Annotated in this window: 18 protein-coding genes and 2 pseudogenes; 8 read left to right on the top strand and 12 right to left on the bottom strand. The window is 69.6% G+C overall.

The window, feature by feature from the left end; translation table 11 throughout:
• The first annotated feature begins 107 nt into the window (after positions 1 to 107).
• A complete protein-coding gene (locus ACFJIT_RS13665) occupies positions 108 to 1274 on the top strand; it encodes a nucleotide sugar dehydrogenase (protein WP_379653908.1) in 1167 nt (388 codons plus the stop codon).
• Between the two features lie 67 nt (positions 1275 to 1341).
• Here the strand turns inward: ACFJIT_RS13665 and ACFJIT_RS13660 are convergent, their stop codons facing one another.
• A complete protein-coding gene (locus ACFJIT_RS13660) occupies positions 1342 to 2688 on the bottom strand; it encodes a phosphomannomutase (protein ID WP_379653907.1) in 1347 nt (448 codons plus the stop codon).
• A gap of 145 nt (positions 2689 to 2833) precedes the next feature.
• On the opposite strand from ACFJIT_RS13660, the gene ACFJIT_RS13655 reads away from it, so the two are divergent.
• Both ACFJIT_RS13655 and ACFJIT_RS13650 read left to right on the top strand, forming a co-directional pair.
• Complete coding sequence (locus ACFJIT_RS13655) at positions 2834 to 3571, top strand: CoA transferase subunit A (RefSeq protein WP_379653906.1); 738 nt, start codon at positions 2834 to 2836, stop codon at positions 3569 to 3571.
• Positions 3571 to 4203 carry a CoA transferase subunit B gene (locus ACFJIT_RS13650; RefSeq protein WP_379653905.1) on the top strand — a complete coding sequence of 211 codons (633 nt, stop codon included), beginning with the start codon at positions 3571 to 3573 and terminating at the stop codon, positions 4201 to 4203. The genes ACFJIT_RS13655 and ACFJIT_RS13650 overlap by 1 nt, the downstream gene beginning before the upstream one ends.
• On the opposite strand, the gene ACFJIT_RS13645 is transcribed toward ACFJIT_RS13650, so the two are convergent.
• Positions 4200 to 6269, bottom strand: coding sequence for a glycoside hydrolase family 99-like domain-containing protein (locus ACFJIT_RS13645; protein ID WP_379653904.1), 2070 nt, complete (start codon positions 6267 to 6269; stop codon positions 4200 to 4202). The genes ACFJIT_RS13650 and ACFJIT_RS13645 overlap by 4 nt on opposite strands.
• A 42-nt stretch (positions 6270 to 6311) precedes the next feature.
• On the opposite strand from ACFJIT_RS13645, the gene ACFJIT_RS13640 reads away from it, so the two are divergent.
• The gene (locus ACFJIT_RS13640) at positions 6312 to 6893 is read left to right on the top strand and encodes an alpha-ketoglutarate-dependent dioxygenase AlkB family protein (protein WP_379653903.1); all 582 of its coding nucleotides are present in this window, start codon (positions 6312 to 6314) and stop codon (positions 6891 to 6893) included.
• A 36-nt stretch (positions 6894 to 6929) separates the two neighbouring features.
• Here ACFJIT_RS13640 and ACFJIT_RS13635 read toward each other — a convergent pair.
• The 5 genes and pseudogenes from ACFJIT_RS13635 to ACFJIT_RS13615 form a co-directional block, all read right to left on the bottom strand.
• Positions 6930 to 7575 (bottom strand): annotated as a pseudogene (locus ACFJIT_RS13635) (ABC-type transport auxiliary lipoprotein family protein).
• Complete coding sequence (locus ACFJIT_RS13630; protein WP_130515304.1) at positions 7572 to 8498, bottom strand: MlaD family protein; 927 nt, start codon at positions 8496 to 8498, stop codon at positions 7572 to 7574. Before ACFJIT_RS13630 ends, ACFJIT_RS13635 begins: the two are co-directional and overlap by 4 nt.
• A gap of 20 nt (positions 8499 to 8518) precedes the next feature.
• The gene (locus tag ACFJIT_RS13625) at positions 8519 to 9274 is read right to left on the bottom strand and encodes an ABC transporter ATP-binding protein (RefSeq protein ID WP_130531012.1); all 756 of its coding nucleotides are present in this window, start codon (positions 9272 to 9274) and stop codon (positions 8519 to 8521) included.
• A 65-nt stretch (positions 9275 to 9339) separates the two neighbouring features.
• On the bottom strand, positions 9340 to 10458 hold the full coding sequence (locus ACFJIT_RS13620) for an MlaE family lipid ABC transporter permease subunit (RefSeq protein ID WP_379653902.1): 1119 nt from the start codon (positions 10456 to 10458) through the stop codon (positions 9340 to 9342).
• Positions 10455 to 11348: a DMT family transporter gene (locus ACFJIT_RS13615; RefSeq protein ID WP_379653901.1), complete on the bottom strand. Its 894-nt coding sequence runs from the start codon at positions 11346 to 11348 to the stop codon at positions 10455 to 10457. The genes ACFJIT_RS13620 and ACFJIT_RS13615 overlap by 4 nt, the downstream gene beginning before the upstream one ends.
• Positions 11349 to 11457: 109 nt before the next feature.
• Here ACFJIT_RS13615 and ACFJIT_RS13610 point away from each other — a divergent pair, with 109 nt between their 5' ends.
• Entirely contained in the window at positions 11458 to 12696 is a 1239-nt protein-coding gene (locus ACFJIT_RS13610) for a threonine/serine exporter ThrE family protein (protein ID WP_130515310.1), read from the top strand.
• Positions 12697 to 12789: 93 nt separating this feature from the next.
• Here the strand turns inward: ACFJIT_RS13610 and ACFJIT_RS13605 are convergent.
• The 4 genes and pseudogenes from ACFJIT_RS13605 to ACFJIT_RS13590 form a co-directional block, all read right to left on the bottom strand.
• Positions 12790 to 13149, bottom strand: a pseudogene (locus ACFJIT_RS13605) (H-NS family nucleoid-associated regulatory protein); the annotation flags it as partial.
• Positions 13150 to 13317: 168 nt separating this feature from the next.
• Positions 13318 to 15015 carry a proline--tRNA ligase gene (locus ACFJIT_RS13600; RefSeq protein ID WP_131658493.1) on the bottom strand — a complete coding sequence of 566 codons (1698 nt, stop codon included), beginning with the start codon at positions 15013 to 15015 and terminating at the stop codon, positions 13318 to 13320.
• Positions 15016 to 15113: 98 nt separating this feature from the next.
• Positions 15114 to 15344: a DUF4124 domain-containing protein gene (locus tag ACFJIT_RS13595; protein ID WP_379653900.1), complete on the bottom strand. Its 231-nt coding sequence runs from the start codon at positions 15342 to 15344 to the stop codon at positions 15114 to 15116.
• A 6-nt stretch (positions 15345 to 15350) separates the two neighbouring features.
• The gene (locus ACFJIT_RS13590; protein ID WP_130530627.1) at positions 15351 to 15773 is read right to left on the bottom strand and encodes a DUF4124 domain-containing protein; all 423 of its coding nucleotides are present in this window, start codon (positions 15771 to 15773) and stop codon (positions 15351 to 15353) included.
• A gap of 116 nt (positions 15774 to 15889) precedes the next feature.
• On the opposite strand from ACFJIT_RS13590, the gene pssA reads away from it, so the two are divergent.
• From pssA to rimI, 3 genes are read left to right on the top strand one after another with little or no spacing between them, the layout of a single operon-like run.
• A complete protein-coding gene (pssA, locus tag ACFJIT_RS13585; RefSeq protein WP_286576565.1) occupies positions 15890 to 16666 on the top strand; it encodes a CDP-diacylglycerol--serine O-phosphatidyltransferase in 777 nt (258 codons plus the stop codon).
• A complete protein-coding gene (locus ACFJIT_RS13580) occupies positions 16663 to 17088 on the top strand; it encodes an alanine acetyltransferase (protein ID WP_379653899.1) in 426 nt (141 codons plus the stop codon). The genes pssA and ACFJIT_RS13580 overlap by 4 nt, the downstream gene beginning before the upstream one ends.
• Entirely contained in the window at positions 17085 to 17588 is a 504-nt protein-coding gene (rimI, locus tag ACFJIT_RS13575) for a ribosomal protein S18-alanine N-acetyltransferase (protein WP_130515324.1), read from the top strand. Before ACFJIT_RS13580 ends, rimI begins: the two co-directional genes overlap by 4 nt.
• 292 nt (positions 17589 to 17880) lie before the next feature.
• Here rimI and ACFJIT_RS13570 read toward each other — a convergent pair whose 3' ends face one another.
• On the bottom strand, positions 17881 to 18708 hold the full coding sequence (locus ACFJIT_RS13570; RefSeq protein WP_379653898.1) for an EamA family transporter: 828 nt from the start codon (positions 18706 to 18708) through the stop codon (positions 17881 to 17883).
• Between the last annotated feature and the right edge of the window lie 185 nt (positions 18709 to 18893).

Below are 18893 nucleotides of genomic sequence, written 5' to 3'. Positions count from 1 at the left end.
CGCGGCGGCCTTCGCACGCAGTTCGTGCTCGTCTGGCCAAGCCATCGGCGGTTATGGCGCCGTGCCGTATCGTAGGCTCGCTTCCATCCCCCACGAGGTTGCGATTCATGAAGATTGCGGTGGCCGGTACCGGCTATGTTGGCCTGTCCAATGGCGTGTTGCTGGCGCGGCACCATGAGGTGGTGGCGCTGGACATCGTGCCGTCCAAGGTCGAGCTGATCAATCAGGGCCGCTCGCCCATCGTCGATGCCGAACTAGAGGCCGCGCTGGCGCAGGGCGGCCTGAACTTCAAGGCGACGCTGGATCCGGTCGAGGCCTATGCCGAAGCGCAGTTCGTCATCATCGCCACGCCGACCGACTACGATCCGGACACCAATTACTTCAACACCCGCTCGATCGAGGCGGTAATCGCCCAGGTGCTGAAGATCAACCCGGCCGCGACCATGGTGATCAAGTCGACCGTGCCGGTGGGCTATACCGAGAAGGTGCGCCAGCAGTTCGGGACGGACAACATCCTGTTCTCGCCGGAGTTTCTGCGCGAGGGCAAGGCGCTGTACGACAACCTGTATCCCTCGCGCATCATCGTCGGCGAGCGTTCGCCGCGCGCGGAGGTGTTCGCCGGCCTGCTCAAGGAAGGTGCGTTGAAGCAGGACGTGCCGGTGCTGTTCACCGAGCCGACCGAGGCCGAGGCGATCAAGCTGTTCGCCAACACCTACCTGGCCATGCGCGTGTCCTACTTCAACGAGCTGGACACCTATGCGGTGACCCATGGCCTGGACAGCCGGCAGATCATCGAGGGCATCTGCCTGGACCCGCGCATCGGCTCGCACTACAACAATCCGTCCTTCGGCTACGGCGGCTACTGCCTGCCCAAGGACACCAAGCAGCTGCTGGCCAACTACCAGAGCGTGCCGCAGAACCTGATCCGCGCCATCGTCGATTCCAACACCACGCGCAAGGACTTCATCGCCGCCGACGTGCTCAAGCGCAAGCCGCGCGTGGTCGGCATCTACCGCCTGATCATGAAGGCCGGCTCGGACAACTTCCGCGCCTCCAGCATCCAGGGCGTCATGAAGCGGCTCAAGGCCAAAGGCGTGGAGGTGATCGTGTACGAGCCCACGCTGAGCGAGAGCGAGTTCTTCCGCTCGCGGGTGGTCAACGATCTGGAGGCGTTCAAGCGCGAGGCCGACGTGATCATCAGCAACCGCATGGCGCCCGCGCTGGACGATGTCGCCGACAAGGTCTATACGCGCGACCTGTTCGGCGACAACTAGGGCAACGATCGGCGCAGCAGAGTGAGAAGTGAGCAGCGCATGCCGCTCACTTCTCACTCCCGAGCTTTCACCCCTGCAGCAGCGCCGAAATCTCGTCGGTCTTCTGCTTCAGCAGCGCCGCGTCGCCGCGGGTTTCCACGTTCAGGCGCAACAGCGGCTCGGTGTTGGAGCTGCGGATGTTGACGCGCCAGTCGCCGAAGTCGGCGCTGGTGCCGTCGGTGTAGTCCAGCTGCGGCTTGAGGTCGGCGTAGTGGTCCATCACGCGCTGCACGGCGGCCTTGGCGTCGCTGACCTTGAAGTTGATCTCACCACTGCACGGGAACTTGGCCACGCGATCGGCGACCCAGTCGCCCAGCGAGCGGCCCGAGGTGGACACCAGCTCGGCGATCAGCAGCCAGGGGATCATGCCCGAGTCGGCGTAGGCGAATTCGCGGAAGTAATGGTGCGCGCTCATCTCGCCGCCGTACACGGCGTTCTCGGCGCGCATCTTCTCCTTGATGAAGGCGTGGCCGCTCTTGCACAGCACCGGCACGCCGCCTGCGGCCTCGACCATCTCGACCGTGTTCCAGGTCAGGCGCGGGTCGTGGACGATCTTGCCGCCGGGCTGCTTCTTCAGGATCGCCTGGGCCAGCAGGCCGACCAGGTAATAGCCCTCGATGAACTGGCCGTGCTCGTCGAAGAAGAAGCAGCGGTCGAAGTCGCCGTCCCAGGCGATGCCGAAGTCGGCGCCGTGCTGCTTGACCGCATCGGCGGTGGCGGCGCGGTTCTCCGGAAGCAGCGGGTTGGGGATGCCGTTGGGGAAGTGGCCGTCGGGCTCGTGATGGATGCGGATGAACTCGAGCGGCAGGTGCGGGGCGAGCAGGTCGACGATGGCGCCGGCGCCGCCGTTGCCGGCGTTCACCACCACCTTGAGCGGCTTGAGCGCGTCGGGCTTGATGTAGCTCAGCAGGTGCTGGATGTAGGCCGATTTGTCCGGGCGGTGTTCTTCCTTGGCGGTCGGCGCGGTGGCCGGCGCGGTGTCGGCCTCGGCCTTGTCGCGGATGTCGAACAGGCCGGTATCGGAGCTGATCGGGCGGGCCTGCTCGCGCACCAGCTTCATGCCGTTGTAGTCCATCGGGTTGTGGCTGGCGGTGACCATCACGCCGCCGGCGGCCTTGAGGTGGTCGGTCTGGAAATAGACCTCCTCGGTGCCGCACAGGCCGATGTCGATCACCTCGCGGCCCTTCGCGCGCAGGCCCGCGGACAGCGCGTCCTGCAGCCCGGCGCTGGTCAGGCGCACGTCATGGCCCAGCACCACCGGCCCTGCGTCCAGCATGTCGGCCAGCGCCACGCCGATGCGGCGGGCCAGGTCCTCGTCCAGCTCGTCGGGCACGCGGCCGCGGATGTCGTAGGCCTTGAATGCGGGTAGCGCCATGGGCGGGAGTCCTTGAGAAGATTTGGGGGCCGGGAGTGTAACGGGCGAGAAGGAAAGGACGCGTGGTGCCATCGGACCAAAGTGCAACGGGAACCGCCGGGGCCCGGCGCTAGAATTCCAGTCCACTTCACAGGTGGATACAATGATGATCTCGACGCCTTCAGCGCGCCCGACGCGCGGCAAGGTCCATGCAAGCGCGCAGGCGGCGCTCGATGGCGTGGTGGCGGACGGCCAGACCCTGGCGGTCGGCGGCTTCGGCCTGTGCGGTATCCCCGAGGCGCTGATCGCCGCGCTGCGCGACACCGGCGTGCGCAACCTCACCGTGATCTCCAACAACGCCGGCGTCGACGGCTTCGGCCTGGGCCAGCTGCTGGCAACGCGCCAGATCCGCAAGATGATTTCGTCCTACGTGGGCGAGAACAAGGAGTTCGAGCGGCAGTTCCTGTCCGGCGAGCTGGAGCTGGAGTTCAACCCGCAGGGCACGCTGGCCGAGCGCCTGCGCGCCGGCGGCGCGGGCATCCCGGCCTTCTTCACCACCACTGGCTACGGCACGGTGATCGCGCAGGGCAAGGAGACGCGCGAGTTCGACGGCAAGCACTACGTGCTGGAGACCGCGCTGCGCGCCGATGTGGCCCTGATCAAGGCGTGGAAGGCCGACACCGCCGGCAACCTGCTGTTCCGCAAGACCGCGCGCAACTTCAACCCGGCCTGCGCCATGGCCGGGCAGGTGTGCGTGGCCGAGGTCGAGGAGATCGTCGAGGTCGGCAGCTTCGATCCCGACCAGGTGCATCTGCCGGGCATCTATGTCGATCGCCTGGTCCTCAACGCGCATCCGGAGAAGCGCATCGAGCAACGCACCGTGCGTGCCGCAGGAGACAAGTGATGGCCTGGACCCGCGAACAGATGGCCGCGCGCGCCGCGCAGGAGCTGGCCGACGGCATGTACGTCAACCTCGGCATCGGCCTGCCGACGCTGGTGGCCAACTACATTCCCGAGGGCGTGGACGTGTGGCTGCAGTCGGAGAACGGCCTGCTGGGCATCGGCCCATTCCCGAGCGAGGACGAGGTGGACGCCGACCTGATCAACGCCGGCAAGCAGACCGTGACCGCACGGCCGGGCGCCAGCTTCTTCGGCAGCCACGACTCGTTCGCGATGATCCGCGGCGGCCATATCGATCTTGCGATCCTGGGCGCGATGCAGGTCAGCGAGCGGGGCGACCTGGCCAACTGGATGGTGCCCGGCAAGATGGTCAAGGGCATGGGCGGGGCGATGGACCTGGTCGCCGGCGTCAAGCGCGTGGTGGTGCTCATGGAGCACGTGGCCAAGGACGGCAGCCACAAGCTGCTGCCCGACTGCGACCTGCCCCTGACCGGCGTGGCCGTGGTCGACCGCATCATCACCGACCTGGGCGTGTTCGACGTCACCGCCGAGGGCCTGAAGCTGGTGGAGCTGGCCGAAGGGGTGAGCCGCGAGGAGGTCGCGGAGAAGACCGGCGCGCGTCTGGCTGCCGCCTAAGCGGATCGGGCGAACGCGTAGTCGCCGTCGCCGTTCTCGGGCAGGCCCAGCACCGCGGCCGCGGTGCGATGCACGTGTCCCGACGCATGGACGACATGCAGGAGCGCGCGCTCGATGGCGTGCGCGAGGGTGCCGTCGATCTGGCCTTGCTCGGGCTCGAAGTCCTCGGGCGACAGATGCGCGTCCAGCAGCGGGCGCAATGCCTCCAGTCGTACCCAGTACATGCTGCCGGAAGGAAAGACCGTTGCAGTCGGCGCGATGGAAGGCAGCCCGCAGCGCACTTCCAGAAAGTCCAGCGCATCCGCATTGGCGCCCATGAACCGCTCCAGCGGCAGCACGTGGCCTTCGGGTGCGATCAGGCCCAGGTCTGGCGTCTGGTGTGCGTGTTCCAGCAGCGCGACAGCGCGCTGGCCGGCCAGGCGCTCCACCAGTTCCCGCCGCCACTGCGCGCCGTTGTCGCGGTGCACGGATTGTTTGGTGTGCAGTTTCAGCACCCATGCCACGCCGGCCTCGAGCAGGCGATCGGCGACATGCAGGAAGGGCAGCACGTCGCGGCCCCGGTTCTCATAGGCGGCGACCTCCCAATCCAGGCCGCAGTCCGCGAGTAGGTCGCGCAGCGCATCGGCCTTCTCCGGCGAGGTGGTGAAGATGGCGCGCCACGCCAGGTCGGAGGCGCGCAGCGAGGCCACGAGGTCCGGCACGGCCTCCAGGTACCACGCGTGCACCACCACGTGCGGGCGTCGATCCGGCGCGGGCACCGGCAGCAGCGCGTTGCGCGTGGCATTGAGCCAGGCGTGGCCCAGGCGGATATCCGGCTCCAGCACGGCGCCCTCGGCCCATTCGTTCCACGCGTTGACGAACACCAGGCGTTCATCGCGGCGATCGGAGGGCAGGCGCTGCGCGATCGTGGCGCGCAGCCAGTCGCGATAGCCACGCGGCGAAGCATGCAGATAGCTGCGCCCATGGCCGGCGCGCCGCGGCTCGTTGTCCCAACCGGGGTTGACCGCGGGGTAACGGGGATAGCCCGGATCGGGGCGCGCCACGACCTCCTGCGCCAACGCGCGCCAGTCCAGCGCGCTGCCGCCGTACTCGGGATTGATCAGACGCTGCCGCGCCGTCAGGTCGGGCGGGGTGGCCAGATTGGGCGGAAACTCGATCGCCGCATCGAAGCCGATGCTGTTGGGCACCGGCCGCTCGAATCCCTGGACATAGGCCAGATGCAGCTCGCCGACGCCGTGCTCCTGACACCACCGGCGCCAGCGCGCGGCGGTGGCCGCGGCATCGGGCAACAGGCCAGGGCGATAGACCAGCAGCAGCGGCTTGCCGTCCACGCGCAGATAGCGCGGATCGCGCAGGTACCGGGCAATATGGGTGATGAAGGCCAAGTCGTCGGTTTCGCTGTGCTGCTGATCGATCAGCGTCACGCCGCTGCGGCCGTCCCAGTTGCGCGCCCAGCGCTCGTTGGCCCAGCACAGGCACAGGGGCAGCGCCAGGTCCGGCGTTTCCAGCCAGCGTTGCAGCGGCGTCTCGAGCAAACGCTTGCCGCCGAACCAATAGAAATAAGCGCAGAAGCCCTCGACGCCGTGCTCGCGCGCCAGCGCGGCCTGCCGGCGCAGCGTGTCGACATCGCGCAGATCGTAGAAGCCCAGATCCGAGGGAAGCCGCGGCTGCTGATGTCCCTCGAATTGCGGCAGCGCCTGGGTCACGTTGCGCCATTCGGTGAAACCCTCGCCCCACCAGGCGTCGTTCTCCGGGATCGGATGGAACTGCGGCAGATAGAAGGCGATCACGCGCGCCGGCAGCGGCGACGGCAGCGGCACGGGCGCCTGAGGCGGCTGATAGCCGATCGCCGCCCGCACCGCGCGCACCGTCGGCCGACGTGATGAAAGCCTCACATCCTGTCGCCCACGCGGCGCGGGCGGCAGCCAGCCGTGGAAGCGCTGCAACAGCCGATTGCGAACGCGATCGCGCTGCGCCTGCGACATCGGCATCAGGCGGAACACCGCACGCGCGGTCGTGAACAGCAACCTGCGCAGGCGTGGAGAATGCGGACTCGGCATGCTCAAATGATCCCAGAATCGACGCCGGCAGGCACCCGCAGGCTTGGGATGACACGCAACGACGCGCTGCTGGCACTGCACACGCACTGGCTCGCTCCCGAGGACGCGCAGGCCTTGCAGCAGCAGCTGACCGAAACTCTGCCCTGGTCCATCCACCGCATCCGTCTGTTCGGGCGCTGGGTGGATTCGCCGCGGCTGAGCTGCTGGATCGGCGATCCGCAGGCGGTGTATCGGTATTCGGGGCAGACCTTCGCGCCGCATCCGTGGACGCAGGCGCTGGCGGCGCTGCGCGATCGCCTGCGCGAGGAACTGGGGGTGCCGTTCAACAGTGTGCTGGCCAACCTGTACCGGGATGGGCGCGATGCGATGGGCTGGCACAGCGACGACGAGCCGGAGCTGGGGGCCGAGCCGGTGATCGCCTCGCTCAGCCTCGGCGCGGCGCGGCGCTTCGTGCTGCGCCGGCGCGACGACCACGCGGTCAAGCAGACGCTGGTGCTCGCGCCGGGCAGCTTGCTGGTGATGCGTGGGGTCTGCCAGCGCGACTGGCAGCATGCGCTGCCGCGCACCGCCAAGCCGGTGGGGCCGCGCCTCAACCTCACCTTCCGCCACATCGAGCCGCTACGGCGCTGAAGCCCTGGCCGGACGCGGCACGCGCGTTCAGCGGATCTACGGGGAGGCGCGCGGCGGCGTGGCCGGCTGCGCGGCGGCGGTGGTCAGCGTCCAGCCGACGATCTGACCGGTCAGCTGCACCAGCGCCTGGTCGAAGGCCGGCACCACCTGGGCGATGTCCGTGCCGGCGGCCGGCTGGGCGACGCTGAAGGTGCGCGAGGCGAGCACGCTCTGGTCGAGGTTGCGCACCAGCTTGGCATTGACCACCAGCGTGGCCGCCGGCGTGGCGCCGCCGGCGTAGTCCGATTCGAAGCGGCGCACGTCCAGCAGCAGCTTGTAGGTGCCGTGGATGCCGGATTCGGCGCTGCCGACGCCGCCGGTCTTGCCGCTGTCCTCGAACGTGCGCAGCACCGCGTCCTCCAGCATGCTGGTCGCACTCTGCGCCCAGGACGCACCCTTGTAGACCTGCAGCTCGTCGGGGCTCGGGCGCACCGCGATGCGTGCGCTGTCGAGCAGGCGCGGCGCGGTCGGCTTGGTCACCACGATCGAGGCCGCCACCTGCCGGCCAGGCCGGGTCGGGCGTCACCTGCACGGGCGGTGCGTAGATGGTGGTCGGCGTGCGCGCGCCGCCGCCCAGCAGGGACGAGCAGCCCGCCAGGGCCAGGGTCGAGGCCAGCATCAAAAACAGCAGCGGCGCCTTCATTTGGGTTCGAACTCCTTGGGTGCGTCGCGGCCAAGCAGGTAGCGCGCGGGGTTGCCTTCCAGCCGGTCGCTGACCTGGCGCAGGTCGCGGATCAGGCCGCGCAGCTCGCCCAGCGTGGGCCCGAGCTGGCCCAGGCCGTCGTTGGCGAAGCTGTTGATGGCCTGGCGGTTCTCGCCCAGGATCGCGTCGGCGTTGCCGGCGGCCGAGTCGAGCTTGGCCAGGGCGGCATCCAGCTTGGCCAGCGTGGCCGGCAGCTGCTGCACGACGTGGCGGTCTAGGTCGCTGAGGGTGCCGTTGGCGGTGGTCAGGGTGCGGTCCAGGTTCTGCGCCGCGTCGCGCGCGGACACCAGCAGCGCCTGCACGCCGGCCTCGCGGTTGGCGATGTCGCCGCTGATCGACTGCAGGTTCTGCAGCGTGGAGGAGATGGCCGCCACGTTCTTGTCGCTGAGTACCTGATCGAGTTTCTCGACGATGCGGTTGGCCGTGTCGGTGATGTTCTGCAGCGCCGAGGGGCTGGTGCGGATCACCGGCACGTCGCGCTTGTCCACCTCGGTCAGCGCGCGCGACTGCGGAGAGCCGCCGCTGAGCTGGATGATCGATGGGCCGGTCAGGCTGGTGATGGCCAGCTTGGCGGTGGTGTCGGTCTTGACCGGGGTGCTCGAATCCAGGCGCAGCTGGGCGATGACCTGGCTGGGGTCATTGGGCGCCAGCGACAGCTTGGTGATCGAACCGACCGCGATGCCGTTGTACTGCACCGGGCTGCCCACGCTCAGGCCGGTGACGGCCTCGCGGAACACCACCTGGTAGGCCTGGAAGCTGCGCTCGGACGAATACTTGGCCGCCCACAGCCCGAACAGCAGCAGGCCGATGCCGACGATGATGGTGAAGGCGCCGATCAGGACGTAATTGGCCTTGGTCTCCAAATCCGGTGCTCCGCTAGTCGTTAACGCGCATCGCGCGCGGCCCGGGCCCGTGGCCCGTGGAAATATTCCTGCACCCACGGGTGATCGAACTGCTCGACCTCGGACAGCGGTGCATTGACCACCACCTGCTTGTCCGCCAGCACCGCCACGCGGTCGCAGATAGCGTACAGGGTGTCCAGGTCGTGGGTGATGATGAAGACGGTCAGGCCCAGCGCTTCCTGCAGGGTCTTGATCAGCGTGTCGAACGCGGCCGCACCGATCGGGTCCAGCCCGGCGGTGGGCTCGTCCAGGAACAGCAGCGGCGGGTCCAGCGCCAGCGCGCGGGCGATGCCGGCGCGCTTGCGCATGCCGCCGGACAGCTGCGAGGGCAGCTTGTTGACCGTGTCGGCCGGCAGGCCGGCCAGCTTCACCTTCAGCAGGGCCAGTTCGTAGCGGAAGGTCTCGGGCAGCTCGGGGTGGTGCTCCTTCAGCGGCACCTGCACGTTCTCGCCCACGGTCAGCGAGGAGAACAGCGCGCCGTCCTGGAACAGCACCCCCGTATTGCGCTCGATGCGCTGGCGCGCGGCGCGGCCGCCATGGCGCGCGTCCTCGCCCAGCACCTCGATCTGGCCGGCCTCGGGGATCTGCAGCCCCAGGATGCTGCGCATCAGCACCGACTTGCCGGTGCCAGAGCCGCCGACGATGCCGATGATCTCGCCGCGCCGCACGGTCAGGTCCAGCCCGTCGTGCACGGTCTGCGCGCCGAAGCGGTTGACCAGCCCGCGCACGCGGATCACCGCGTCGGTCTCGTCCTGTCCGTCCTGCTGTGCATCGTCAGGCGCGGGCGTGGCGGCGAGCGCGTTCACCAGCCCACCTGCATGAACCACAGCGCGGCGAAGGCGTCGATCACGATCACCAGCGAGATCGTCTGCACCACGCTGGAGGTGGTGCGCTCGCCCACCGACTGCGCCGTGCCCTGCACCTGCAGGCCTTCCAGGCAGCCGATCAGGCCGATCACCATGGCGAACACCGGCACCTTCACCAGGCCGACCAGCATGTGCCGCAGTTCGATCGTGTCGTGCAGGCGCGCCAGATACATCTGCGGCGGGATGTTGAGGTCGAAGGCGCCGACCGTCACGCCGCCGGCCAGGCCGGCCATCATCGCCACGAAGGTCAGCAGCGGCAGGGTGAACAGCAGCGCGAGCAGGCGCGGGATCACCAGCAGGTCGATCGGGTCCAGGCCCAGCGTGCGGATCGCATCGACCTCCTCGCGGCTCTTCATCGCGCCGATCTGGGCGGTGAACGAGCTGGCGGTGCGGCCGGCCACCACGATCGCGGTCATCAGCGGCGCCAGCTCGCGCAGGGTGGCGATCGAGACCAGCTCGACCACATAGATCTGCGCGCCGAAGTCGCGCAGGATCGTCGAGCCGAGGAAGGCGATCACCGCGCCGACCAGATAGGACAGCAGCGCCACCAGCGGCACCGCGTCCAGGCCGACCTGCTCCATGTGGTGCACGGTGGAGGTCAGGCGCAGGCGGTGCGGCTCGTGCACGATGCGCATCAGCTTGACCAGGTTCTCGCCGGTGAAGCTGACCAAGGCCATGATCGCCCGGCCGTTCTGCTGGACCTGGTAGCCCAGGCGCGCCAGCGCGGCCAGGAAGCCGTAGTCGCGCTTCTTGCGGGGCCGGTCGTCGACCACGTCCTCGATGCTGGACACCAGCGCCTGGTGGTCCTGGCGGAACAGCAGGTTCTCCAGCGGCAGCTTGTTGCGGCTGGCGTAGCGCAGCAGCGCCAGCACGCCGGCCGAATCCAGCCGCGACACCCCGGTGGCGTCCAGCGTCTGCGCGTCCGCGGGGATGGCGGTGAGCTGGCGGCCCACATCCAGGGCGCAGGCCAGCGTCCAGTTGCCCAGCAACCGGGCCCGCGTGGGCTCGGCCGGGTCGATGCGGACCTCGGGCTGTGTCGGGGCGGGCGTGGTCATGGCGGTCTGGCGGCGAGCATACAGGCTATGCCGGTGAAGGTCAGGGTCACGCCGACCAGGGCCCGGCGGCCTAGCGGTTCGCGCAGCCACAGCGCGCCCAGGATGACCAGAAAGACAGAGGCCGACTCGTTGAGGATCGCCGCCACCGCCGCCGGCGCGTACTTGTAGCCGCCCAGCCACAGCACCATCGACAGGCCCTGTCCGCACAGCGCGGCCAGCACCAGCCGGCCCCACGGCACCGGTTCGGGGTCGAAGCGGAAATGCGCGCGCGTGCGCGGCCACGCCGCCAGTGCCAGCAGGCCGGCCACCGCGCCGAGCAGGCGCAGCAGGGTGATCCACAGCAGCGAGTGCGCCTCCAGCACGCGCTTGAGCATCACGATCGACACCGCCATCAGCGCGATCGAGGCCGCGCCGATCAGCACCCCGCGCAGCGCATGCGCCGGCCGGGTCTGCCAGGTGCCCGTAGGCCGCGCGATCAGCAGCACACCGCCGGCCACCAGCGCGAAGCCCAGCCACTGCCACGGGCCCAGCCGCTCGCCCAGGAAGGCATAGCCCATCAGCAGCACCAGCGGGCTGTAGAGATTGCCGACCACGCCCATGCGCCCGGCGCCGAGCTCGTTGAGCGCGCGGAAGTACAGCGTATCGGCCACGGCGATGCCCATGATCCCGCTGACCAGCGTCAGCAGCAGCGCGCCGACGCTCAGGCTGGGCAGCTGGCCATGGGTGGAGGCCAGCGCCAGCGGGGTCAGCGCCAGCAGCACCAGGCCGTTCTTGAACAGGTTCAGCGTCGGCGGCGGCAGGGTGCGGCCCAGCTGCCGGGCCAGGATCACCCCGAACGCCCAGGTCGCCGCGCTGCCCAGGGCCATGGCTTCGCCCAGGCCGATGTTCATAGGGAGCAGGGGAGCGGCATGGGCACGCGGTCGCGAAAGGAGCAGCCCATCAGTGTAGGAGAACGCGCGCCCCCGCCTACACTAGGCGTCAACTCCCGAAGCCGTGTCGATGTCCCGTCCCCCCGCGCCCGCCACCTACGCCCAGCGCATCGCCTTTGTCTGCGAGATCGCCGCGCGCCTGCATCGCTACGGCACCACGGCCCAGCGCCTGGAGGGCAGCATCCTGGCCCTGTCGGCGCAGCTGGGGCTGGACTGCGAGCCCTGGTCCAACCCGACCGGCATGATCCTGAGCTTCAGCGATCCCAAGCGCGCGCTGGGGGCCAGCGACACGACCCGCGTGATCCGCCTGGCCCCGGGCGAGAACGATCTCTACAAGCTCAGTGAAGCCGACCGCATCGCCGACGCGGTGGCCGGCGGACAGATGAGCCTGGCCGAGGGCCATGCCGCGCTGCGCGCGCTGGACCAGCTGCCCACGCGCGGTTTCCGCCTGATGCAGATCCTGGCCTACGGGCTGGCCGCCGGCGGCGTGGCCGGGCTGTGGCGGCTGCCGTGGCTGGACATCGCCACCGCCACGCTGATCGGCCTGCTGATCGGCGTGCTCTCGCAGCTGACCGACCGTCGCCCGCAGCTGCGCGAGGCCAGCGATGCCATCGCCTCGCTGGTGGCCGGCCTGGTGGCCATCCTGATCTCCAATCTGGTCGGCCCGCTCAACCTCAACTCGGTGATCATCACCGCGCTGGTCGTGCTGCTGCCCGGCATGAGCCTGACCAACGCCTTCAACGAGCTCACCAGCCAGCACTGGGTGTCGGGCACGGCGCGCTTCGCCGGCGCGGTCACCACGGTGATCAAGCTGGCCGTGGGCAGCATCATCGCCGTCACCCTGGCCCAGCTGCTTGGCCTCTATCCGGAGGTGCGCGCGCTGCGGCCGCAGCCGGACTGGGTGGAATGGGGCGCGCTGGTGATCAGCGCCTTCGCCTTCGCGGTGCTGTTCAAGGCGCATCGGCGCGATTACCCCTGGGCGATGGGGGCGGCGATCTGCGGATATCTGATTTCGCGTTACGCCGGCAAGGCCTGGGGCAGCGAGGTCGGCCTGTTCCTGTCGGCGCTGGTGATGACGGCGCTGGGCAATGCATTCGCGCGTTATTACAACCGGCCCGGTGCGCTGATCCGGCTGCCCGGCATCATCATGTTGGTGCCGGGCAGCGCCAGCCTGCGCGTGCTGATGAATCTGGCCAGCGGGGCCAACAGCCCGGATTCGACCCTGCTGGTGGTGCTGCAGATCCTGATGGCGCTGGTGGCCGGCCTGCTGTTCGGCAACCTGCTGATCTCGGCGCGCAAGGCGCTCTAGCACTTCGATTTGATTGCGCGTGAAAACAAAAACGCCGGCAATGCCGGCGTTTTTGTTTGTGCGAGGAGAGCCGGATTATTTCTTGCCGGACTTGATCAGGAAATCCTCGACCTTCTTGCCGCTGGCGACCAGCGCGGCCAGCCAGCGCGGCTGCTTGCCGCGACCGGTCCAGGTTTCCTTGCTGTTGGCCGGGTTCCGGTATTTCGGCGCGACCTTGCCCAGCTTGCGGCCGGCGGTCGGGGATTTCTTGGCGGCCTTGCCGCGGGTCGGCGCGGCGCTGCCGCCGCCGAACAGTTCCTCGATCGAGTAACCCTCGGCCTTGGCGAACTTCAGGATGCGGGCACGGACCTTGGTGATGGGCGTGCGCTTGGAGATCACGGTCTGGCGTTTCTGGGCCTGGGTAATCAGCGAGGCCAGTTCTTTGGCCGACAGGCCGGACAGATCAATCGACATCGAATAACTCCGGAAAGGGAAGGGATAACCATGCCCATCCTTGGCGAAAGCGGACCGATCCTAATCCAATCGGGTTATCGATGACAAATGTTTTTTATTATTCGCCAATATGACAAAGCCGGCATGCGCCGGCTTTGTCGATTCCATGGCGGGAGATTCCCGCGCCGATCAGCCCGCGCGCAGGCGCTCGAACAGGGCGGCCTTGTCCAGGTTCTCGGCCGCCTCGGCGCGGCGCGCGCGGTATTCGAAGGTGCCGGCGGCCACGCCGCGTTCGGACACCACCACACGATGCGGGATGCCGATCAGCTCGATGTCGGCGAACATCGCGCCCGGGCGCAGGCCGCGGTCGTCGAGCACCGCATCCAGGCCGGCCGCCTGCAGCTCGCCCAGCAGCGATTGCGCCGCCTCGGTCACCGCGGCATCGCCCTTCGGGTTGATCATGCACACGGCCACCTGCCACGGCGCCATCGCGCTCGGCCAGATGATGCCGTTGGCGTCGTGGTTCTGCTCGATCGCCGCGGCCACGATGCGCGAGACGCCGATGCCGTAGCAGCCCATCGACATCACCGCGGCCTTGCCGGTCTCGTCCAGCACGGTGGCCCCCAGGGCCTGGGCGTACTGCTTGCCGAGCTGGAAGATGTGGCCGACCTCGATGCCGCGCGCGAGCTTGATCTGCCCGCCGTCGGCGGCCAGGTCGCCTTCGACCACGTTGCGGATGTCGGCCACCGCATCGGGCTCGGGCAGGTCGCGGCCCCAGTTGACCCCGGCGATGTGGAAGCCGGCCTCGTTGGCGCCGACGACGAAGTCGGCCAGCGCGGCGACCTCGCGGTCGGCGATCACGCGGATGGCCTTGGCCGGCTTTACGGGTCCGAGGAAGCCGGGCTGGCTGCCGAGGTGCTCCAGGATCTCGGCCTCGGTGGCCATGCGGTAGCCGGCCATGCCGGCGACCTTGCCCAGCTTGATCTCGTTGACCTCGTGGTCGCCGCGCACCAGCGCCAGCACGAAGCCGTCCTCGCTCATGGTGGCGATCGACTTGACCGTGCGCTGCAGCGCGATGCCCAGCAGCGCGGCCACGTCCTCGCAGGTCTTCTGCGTGGGCGTCTCGACGCGGCGCAGGGCTTCGCCGGGCGCCGGGCGCGGCGCGGGCTCGGCCGCGATGGCGGCCTCCACGTTGGCCGCGTAATCGGAGGCGGTGGAGAAGGCCAGCGCGTCCTCGCCCGAGCCGGCCAGCACGTGGAATTCCTGCGAGGCATCGCCGCCGATGGCGCCGGAATCGGCCAGCACCGCGCGGAACTCCAGCCCCAGCCGGGTGAAGATGCGCGTATAGGCCGCATGCATGTTGCGGTACTCGCGCACCAGATCATCGGCGTGCAGATGGAAGGAGTACGCATCCTTCATCAGGAACTCGCGCGAGCGCATCACGCCGAAGCGCGGCCGGATCTCGTCGCGGAACTTGGTCTGGATCTGGTAGAAGTTCACCGGCAGCTGCTTGTAGCTGGACAGCTCGTTGCGCGCGAAGTCGGTGATCACTTCCTCGGCGGTGGGCGCGTAGCAGAACTCCTGCTCCTTGCGGTCCTTGATCTTCAGCAGCTGCGGGCCGAACTTGGCCCAGCGCCCGGACTCCTCCCACAGCTCGCGCGGCTGGATGGTCGGCATCAGCAGCTCGATCGCGCCGGCGCGGTTCATTTCCTCGCGCACGATCGCCTCGACCTTGCGCAGCACGCGCAGGCCCAGCGGCGACCAGGTGTACAGGCCCGAGGCCAGCTTGCGGATCATGCCGGCGCGCAGCATCAGCTGGTGGCTGACCAGCTCGGCGTCGTTGGGGGTTTCCTTGGTGGTGCGGAGGTGGAACTGCGACAGGCGCATCGTGGAGGTATCGCTGGCGGAAAGCCGCCATTTTGCCAGCTGCGCGCCACGCGCGCCGGTCGGCTGGGCGCGACCGGCCCGGGGATGGAGGACAGGCCCTAGCGGGCGCTATCGCGGTCCAGCGGGATGCGCTCGTAGGCGGTGCCGGCCGGGGGCGGGCGGTCGGTGATGTGCAGCACGCCGTCGGCGTCGTGCCAGCGGTACAGCGAAGGCCGCGGCTCGCCCTGCGCCTGCGCGTCCTTGGTGACGTGACGCGCCGGGTGGCCGAACCACCAGGCCAGGCCGCCGCCGAGCAGCAGCAGCGCCAGGACCGCCCAGACGACCCGCATCGTCGCTCAGGCGCCCGGCGGGCGGGTGCTGCCCTCGGCCTTGGCGGCGCTCGGCGTGCAGTAGGCCTTGACCGCCGCTTCGGCCAGCTCGCGCTGGCTGGCACGCTCGCTGTCGGTCAGCAGCGCGCCCGGCTTGCCGTCGGCGCCGGCTTGGCGCACCGGGGCGTTGTTGGACAGGATGCGCTGGTTCAGGCGCGCGGTCGTGCACTGCGCGTTCTCGGCCGGGGCCTCCTTGGCGCTGGCCGTGGCCTCGCCGCGCGCCATCGCGTCGGCCGGGTTGATCTGCCGGCCCTGCAGATTGCTCTTGGGCGGCGGCACGTCGGAGTAGTGGGTCACGCCCTGGGCGTCCTTCCACTGGTACATGCTCTGGGCGTTGGCCAGCGGCGCCGCCAGCAGGGCCGACAGGATCAGGCAGGTGGACAGGCGCATGGCAGGCTCCGGGATGGCACAGCGGGCGGAATGGCGGCGATTGCAGCACCCCGGGCCCGCACTGGCAAGCGCCGGCATGACGGCGTGAGGGCCGCTGGCAACGCTAAACTGTGGGAATGGACCCGCTTCCCCAGCCCACCCGTGCGCGCGGCATGTATCTGCTGCCGAACCTGTTCACCACCGCCGGGCTGTTTTCCGGCTTCTACGCGATCATCGCCGCGTCCAATGGCGAATTCGTGTCCGCCGCGATCGCGGTCTTCGTCGCCGCGCTGATGGACGGCGTGGACGGCCGCGTGGCCCGCCTGACCGGCACCAGCAGCGAGTTCGGCGTGCAGTACGACTCGCTGGCCGATCTGGTCAGCTTCGGCATGGCCCCGGCCCTGGTGATGTACCACTGGTCGCTGTCGGCGCTGAAGCTGGACGGGGAGATCATCGGCCGGGTCGGCTGGGCGGTGGCCTTCCTCTACGCGGCCTGCGCGGCGCTGCGCCTGGCGCGGTTCAATACCCAGGTCGGCACGGTGGACAAGCGCTGGTTCGTCGGCCTGGCCAGCCCGGCGGCGGCCGGTCTGATGATGTCCTTCGTCTGGGCCTTCGCCGACGGCAAGCTGGAATGGACCGGCGAGCAGCTGCGCTATGTCGCGCTGGGCGTGACCATCGTGGCGGCGCTGCTGATGGTCAGCCGCATCCGCTTCTGGAGCTTCAAGGGCAGCGGCAAGGGCGGCGCCAAGGCCGACCGGATCCCGTTCCTGCTGGTGGTGCTGGTGCCGGTGGTGATCGCGGTGCTGGTGATCGACCTGCCGCGCACGCTGTGCGTGATCGGCGTGCTGTACGCGCTGTCCGGCCCGGTGATGTGGGCCCTGCAGCGCCGGGGGCGCCGGGAGCCGGCGGCGTGAGCGAAGCCGGCAGCCCGCTGTGGACCGGTGAGCAGCACGCCTGGCTGCGTGCGCTCGGCCACACCGTGTGGGTGCCGGGCCAGCTGGCCGCGGCGGAAGCGCCGGCCTTGGACGCTCTGGCCGCGCCGGTGCGCCGGCCGCCCGCGCCGCCTGCGCCCTCCGCGCCGCCGCGCCGTCCGCCGCCTGCCGCAGCCACCGACAGCGCGCCGGCCGCGCCGCGCCGTGCGCCGCCGCGCGGCTCGCTGCTGCCGGACCGGCTGCGGATCGAGCTGCTGCGCGCCTCCGGCCTGAACCCCAATACGCCCGAGGCCGCGGCGATCATGGCCGCCTGGCCCGACAGCGCGAGCCTGCGCGGCAACGCGGCGGCCAAGCGCGCGCTGTGGCCGCAGCTGCGCGCGCTGCGCCGCAAGCGCCTGCCATGAGCGCGGTCCAGTCCGACGCCGGCGGTGCCGCCAGCCTGCGGCCGATGCGCGAGGCGGACCTGGACGCGGTCATGGCGATCGAGCAGCGCGCCTACCCCTTTCCGTGGACGCGCGGCATCTTCCGCGACTGTCTGCTGGCCGGCTATCCGGCCTGGCTGCTGGTCGAACACGGGCTGACGATCGGCTACGGCGTGATCAGCCTGGCCGCCGACGAGGCGCACATCCTCAATGTCTGCGTGGCGCCCGAGCGCCAGGGCCGCGGCCTGGGCCGCCAGCTGCTGCGCGCGCTGGTGCAGGGCGCGCGCGAGCGCCGTGCCGAGCGGGTGTTCCTCGAGGTGCGCCCGTCCAATCCGCATGCCATCGCGCTGTACCACAGCGAAGGCTTCAACGAGATCGGCCGCCGCCCGCGCTACTACCCGGCCAAGGACGGGCGCGAGGACGCCATCGTCATGGCGATCGAACTGATCGACGGCGAGATTGACCGCATGCCGCCGCTGTAGGGCGCTGCCTCGTGTAGCGCGGCTGATCGAAAGCAGAAATGCTTCGTGGGAGCCGCCATGGCGGCGATGAGGCTCTACCGGTAAAGCCCATCGCCGTCATTGGCCAACAAGGCCCCAAGGGCGGCCCCGCCTGTAGAGCGGAGCTTGCTCCGCTGCGTTCCGGCCGGATCGTCGGGAAGCCTCAGCGGAGCCCCCAAGAGGGGATTGCCACAAGCTCCGCTCTACAAGGCGGCTGCGACTCGATCTGAGAGACCGTTGCTCCCACAAAATCCTTGACGCCATGCCGGCTGGCTCAAGCCAGCCGCAGCACCGCCACACCCAGGGCGATCACCCCCGCAGCGAGCAAACGCGCCCGCGGCGGCCGCTCCTTGAGCAGCAGCACCGAGATGCCCAGGCCGAACACGATCGCGCTTTCGCGCAGGGCCGCCACCAGCGCGACCGGCGCGCGGGTCATCGCCCACAGCGCCAGACTGTAGGACAGCAGCGTGCCCACGCCGCCGGCCAGGCCGCGCGCGGCGTTGCCGCGCAGGTAGGCGAGAAACGCCGCGCGCCGCGCCAGCAGCGCCCACGCCAGCAGCGGCAGGGAGGTCAGCGCGAACAGCCACAGCGTATAGCTCAGGGCATGGCCGGAACGCCGCGCGCCGGCGGCATCCAGCAGCGTGTAGCCGGCGATCACCGCGGCATTGAGCAGGGGCAGAGCGGCGTGGTGCAGGCGGCCGCTGCCCAGCGCCATCGCCAGCACGCCGGCGCACACCACGGCGATGCCCAGCCAGGCGAGCGGTGCGAGCTGCTCGCCCAGCCACAGCGCGCCGACGACGGCCACCAGCAGCGGAGCGGCGCCGCGCATCAGTGGATAGGCCTGGCTCATGTCGGCCACCTGGTAGCAGCGCGCCACCAGGGCGAAGTACAGCGCCTGCAGCAGCGGCGACACCATCAGGAACGGCCAGCTCGCCGCGGCAGGTGCGGGCAGGAAGGGCAGGGCGCAGGCCGCGATCAGCGCGGCGAAGCCGGACACCAGCACCGTGGTCAGCAGCTTGTCCGGCGCGCCCTTGACGAGCGCGTTCCAGCCCGCGTGCATCAGCGCGGCGAACAGCACCAGGCAGAAGACGCTCAGCGGCATGGGCAGGCCTGAATCGGGGATGGGAGTGAGGCTGGGTGAGGTGAGGCTGGGTGGGAGCCGGCATGCCGGCGATACGGCTTTCCCGGTAGCGCCTCATCGCCGGCATGCCGGCTCCCACCAAGCTACCACCAGCCTCACCTCGAGCGATCAGCAGCCTCGCATCAAGCAATCAGCAGGCTCACCTC

The organism is Pseudoxanthomonas sp. UC19_8 (assembly GCF_042700505.1).
Taxonomy (GTDB): Bacteria; Pseudomonadota; Gammaproteobacteria; order Xanthomonadales; family Xanthomonadaceae; genus Pseudoxanthomonas_A; species Pseudoxanthomonas_A winnipegensis.
Note: the sequence above shows the minus strand (reverse complement) of the source record. Positions and strands in the feature narration are given on the sequence as shown.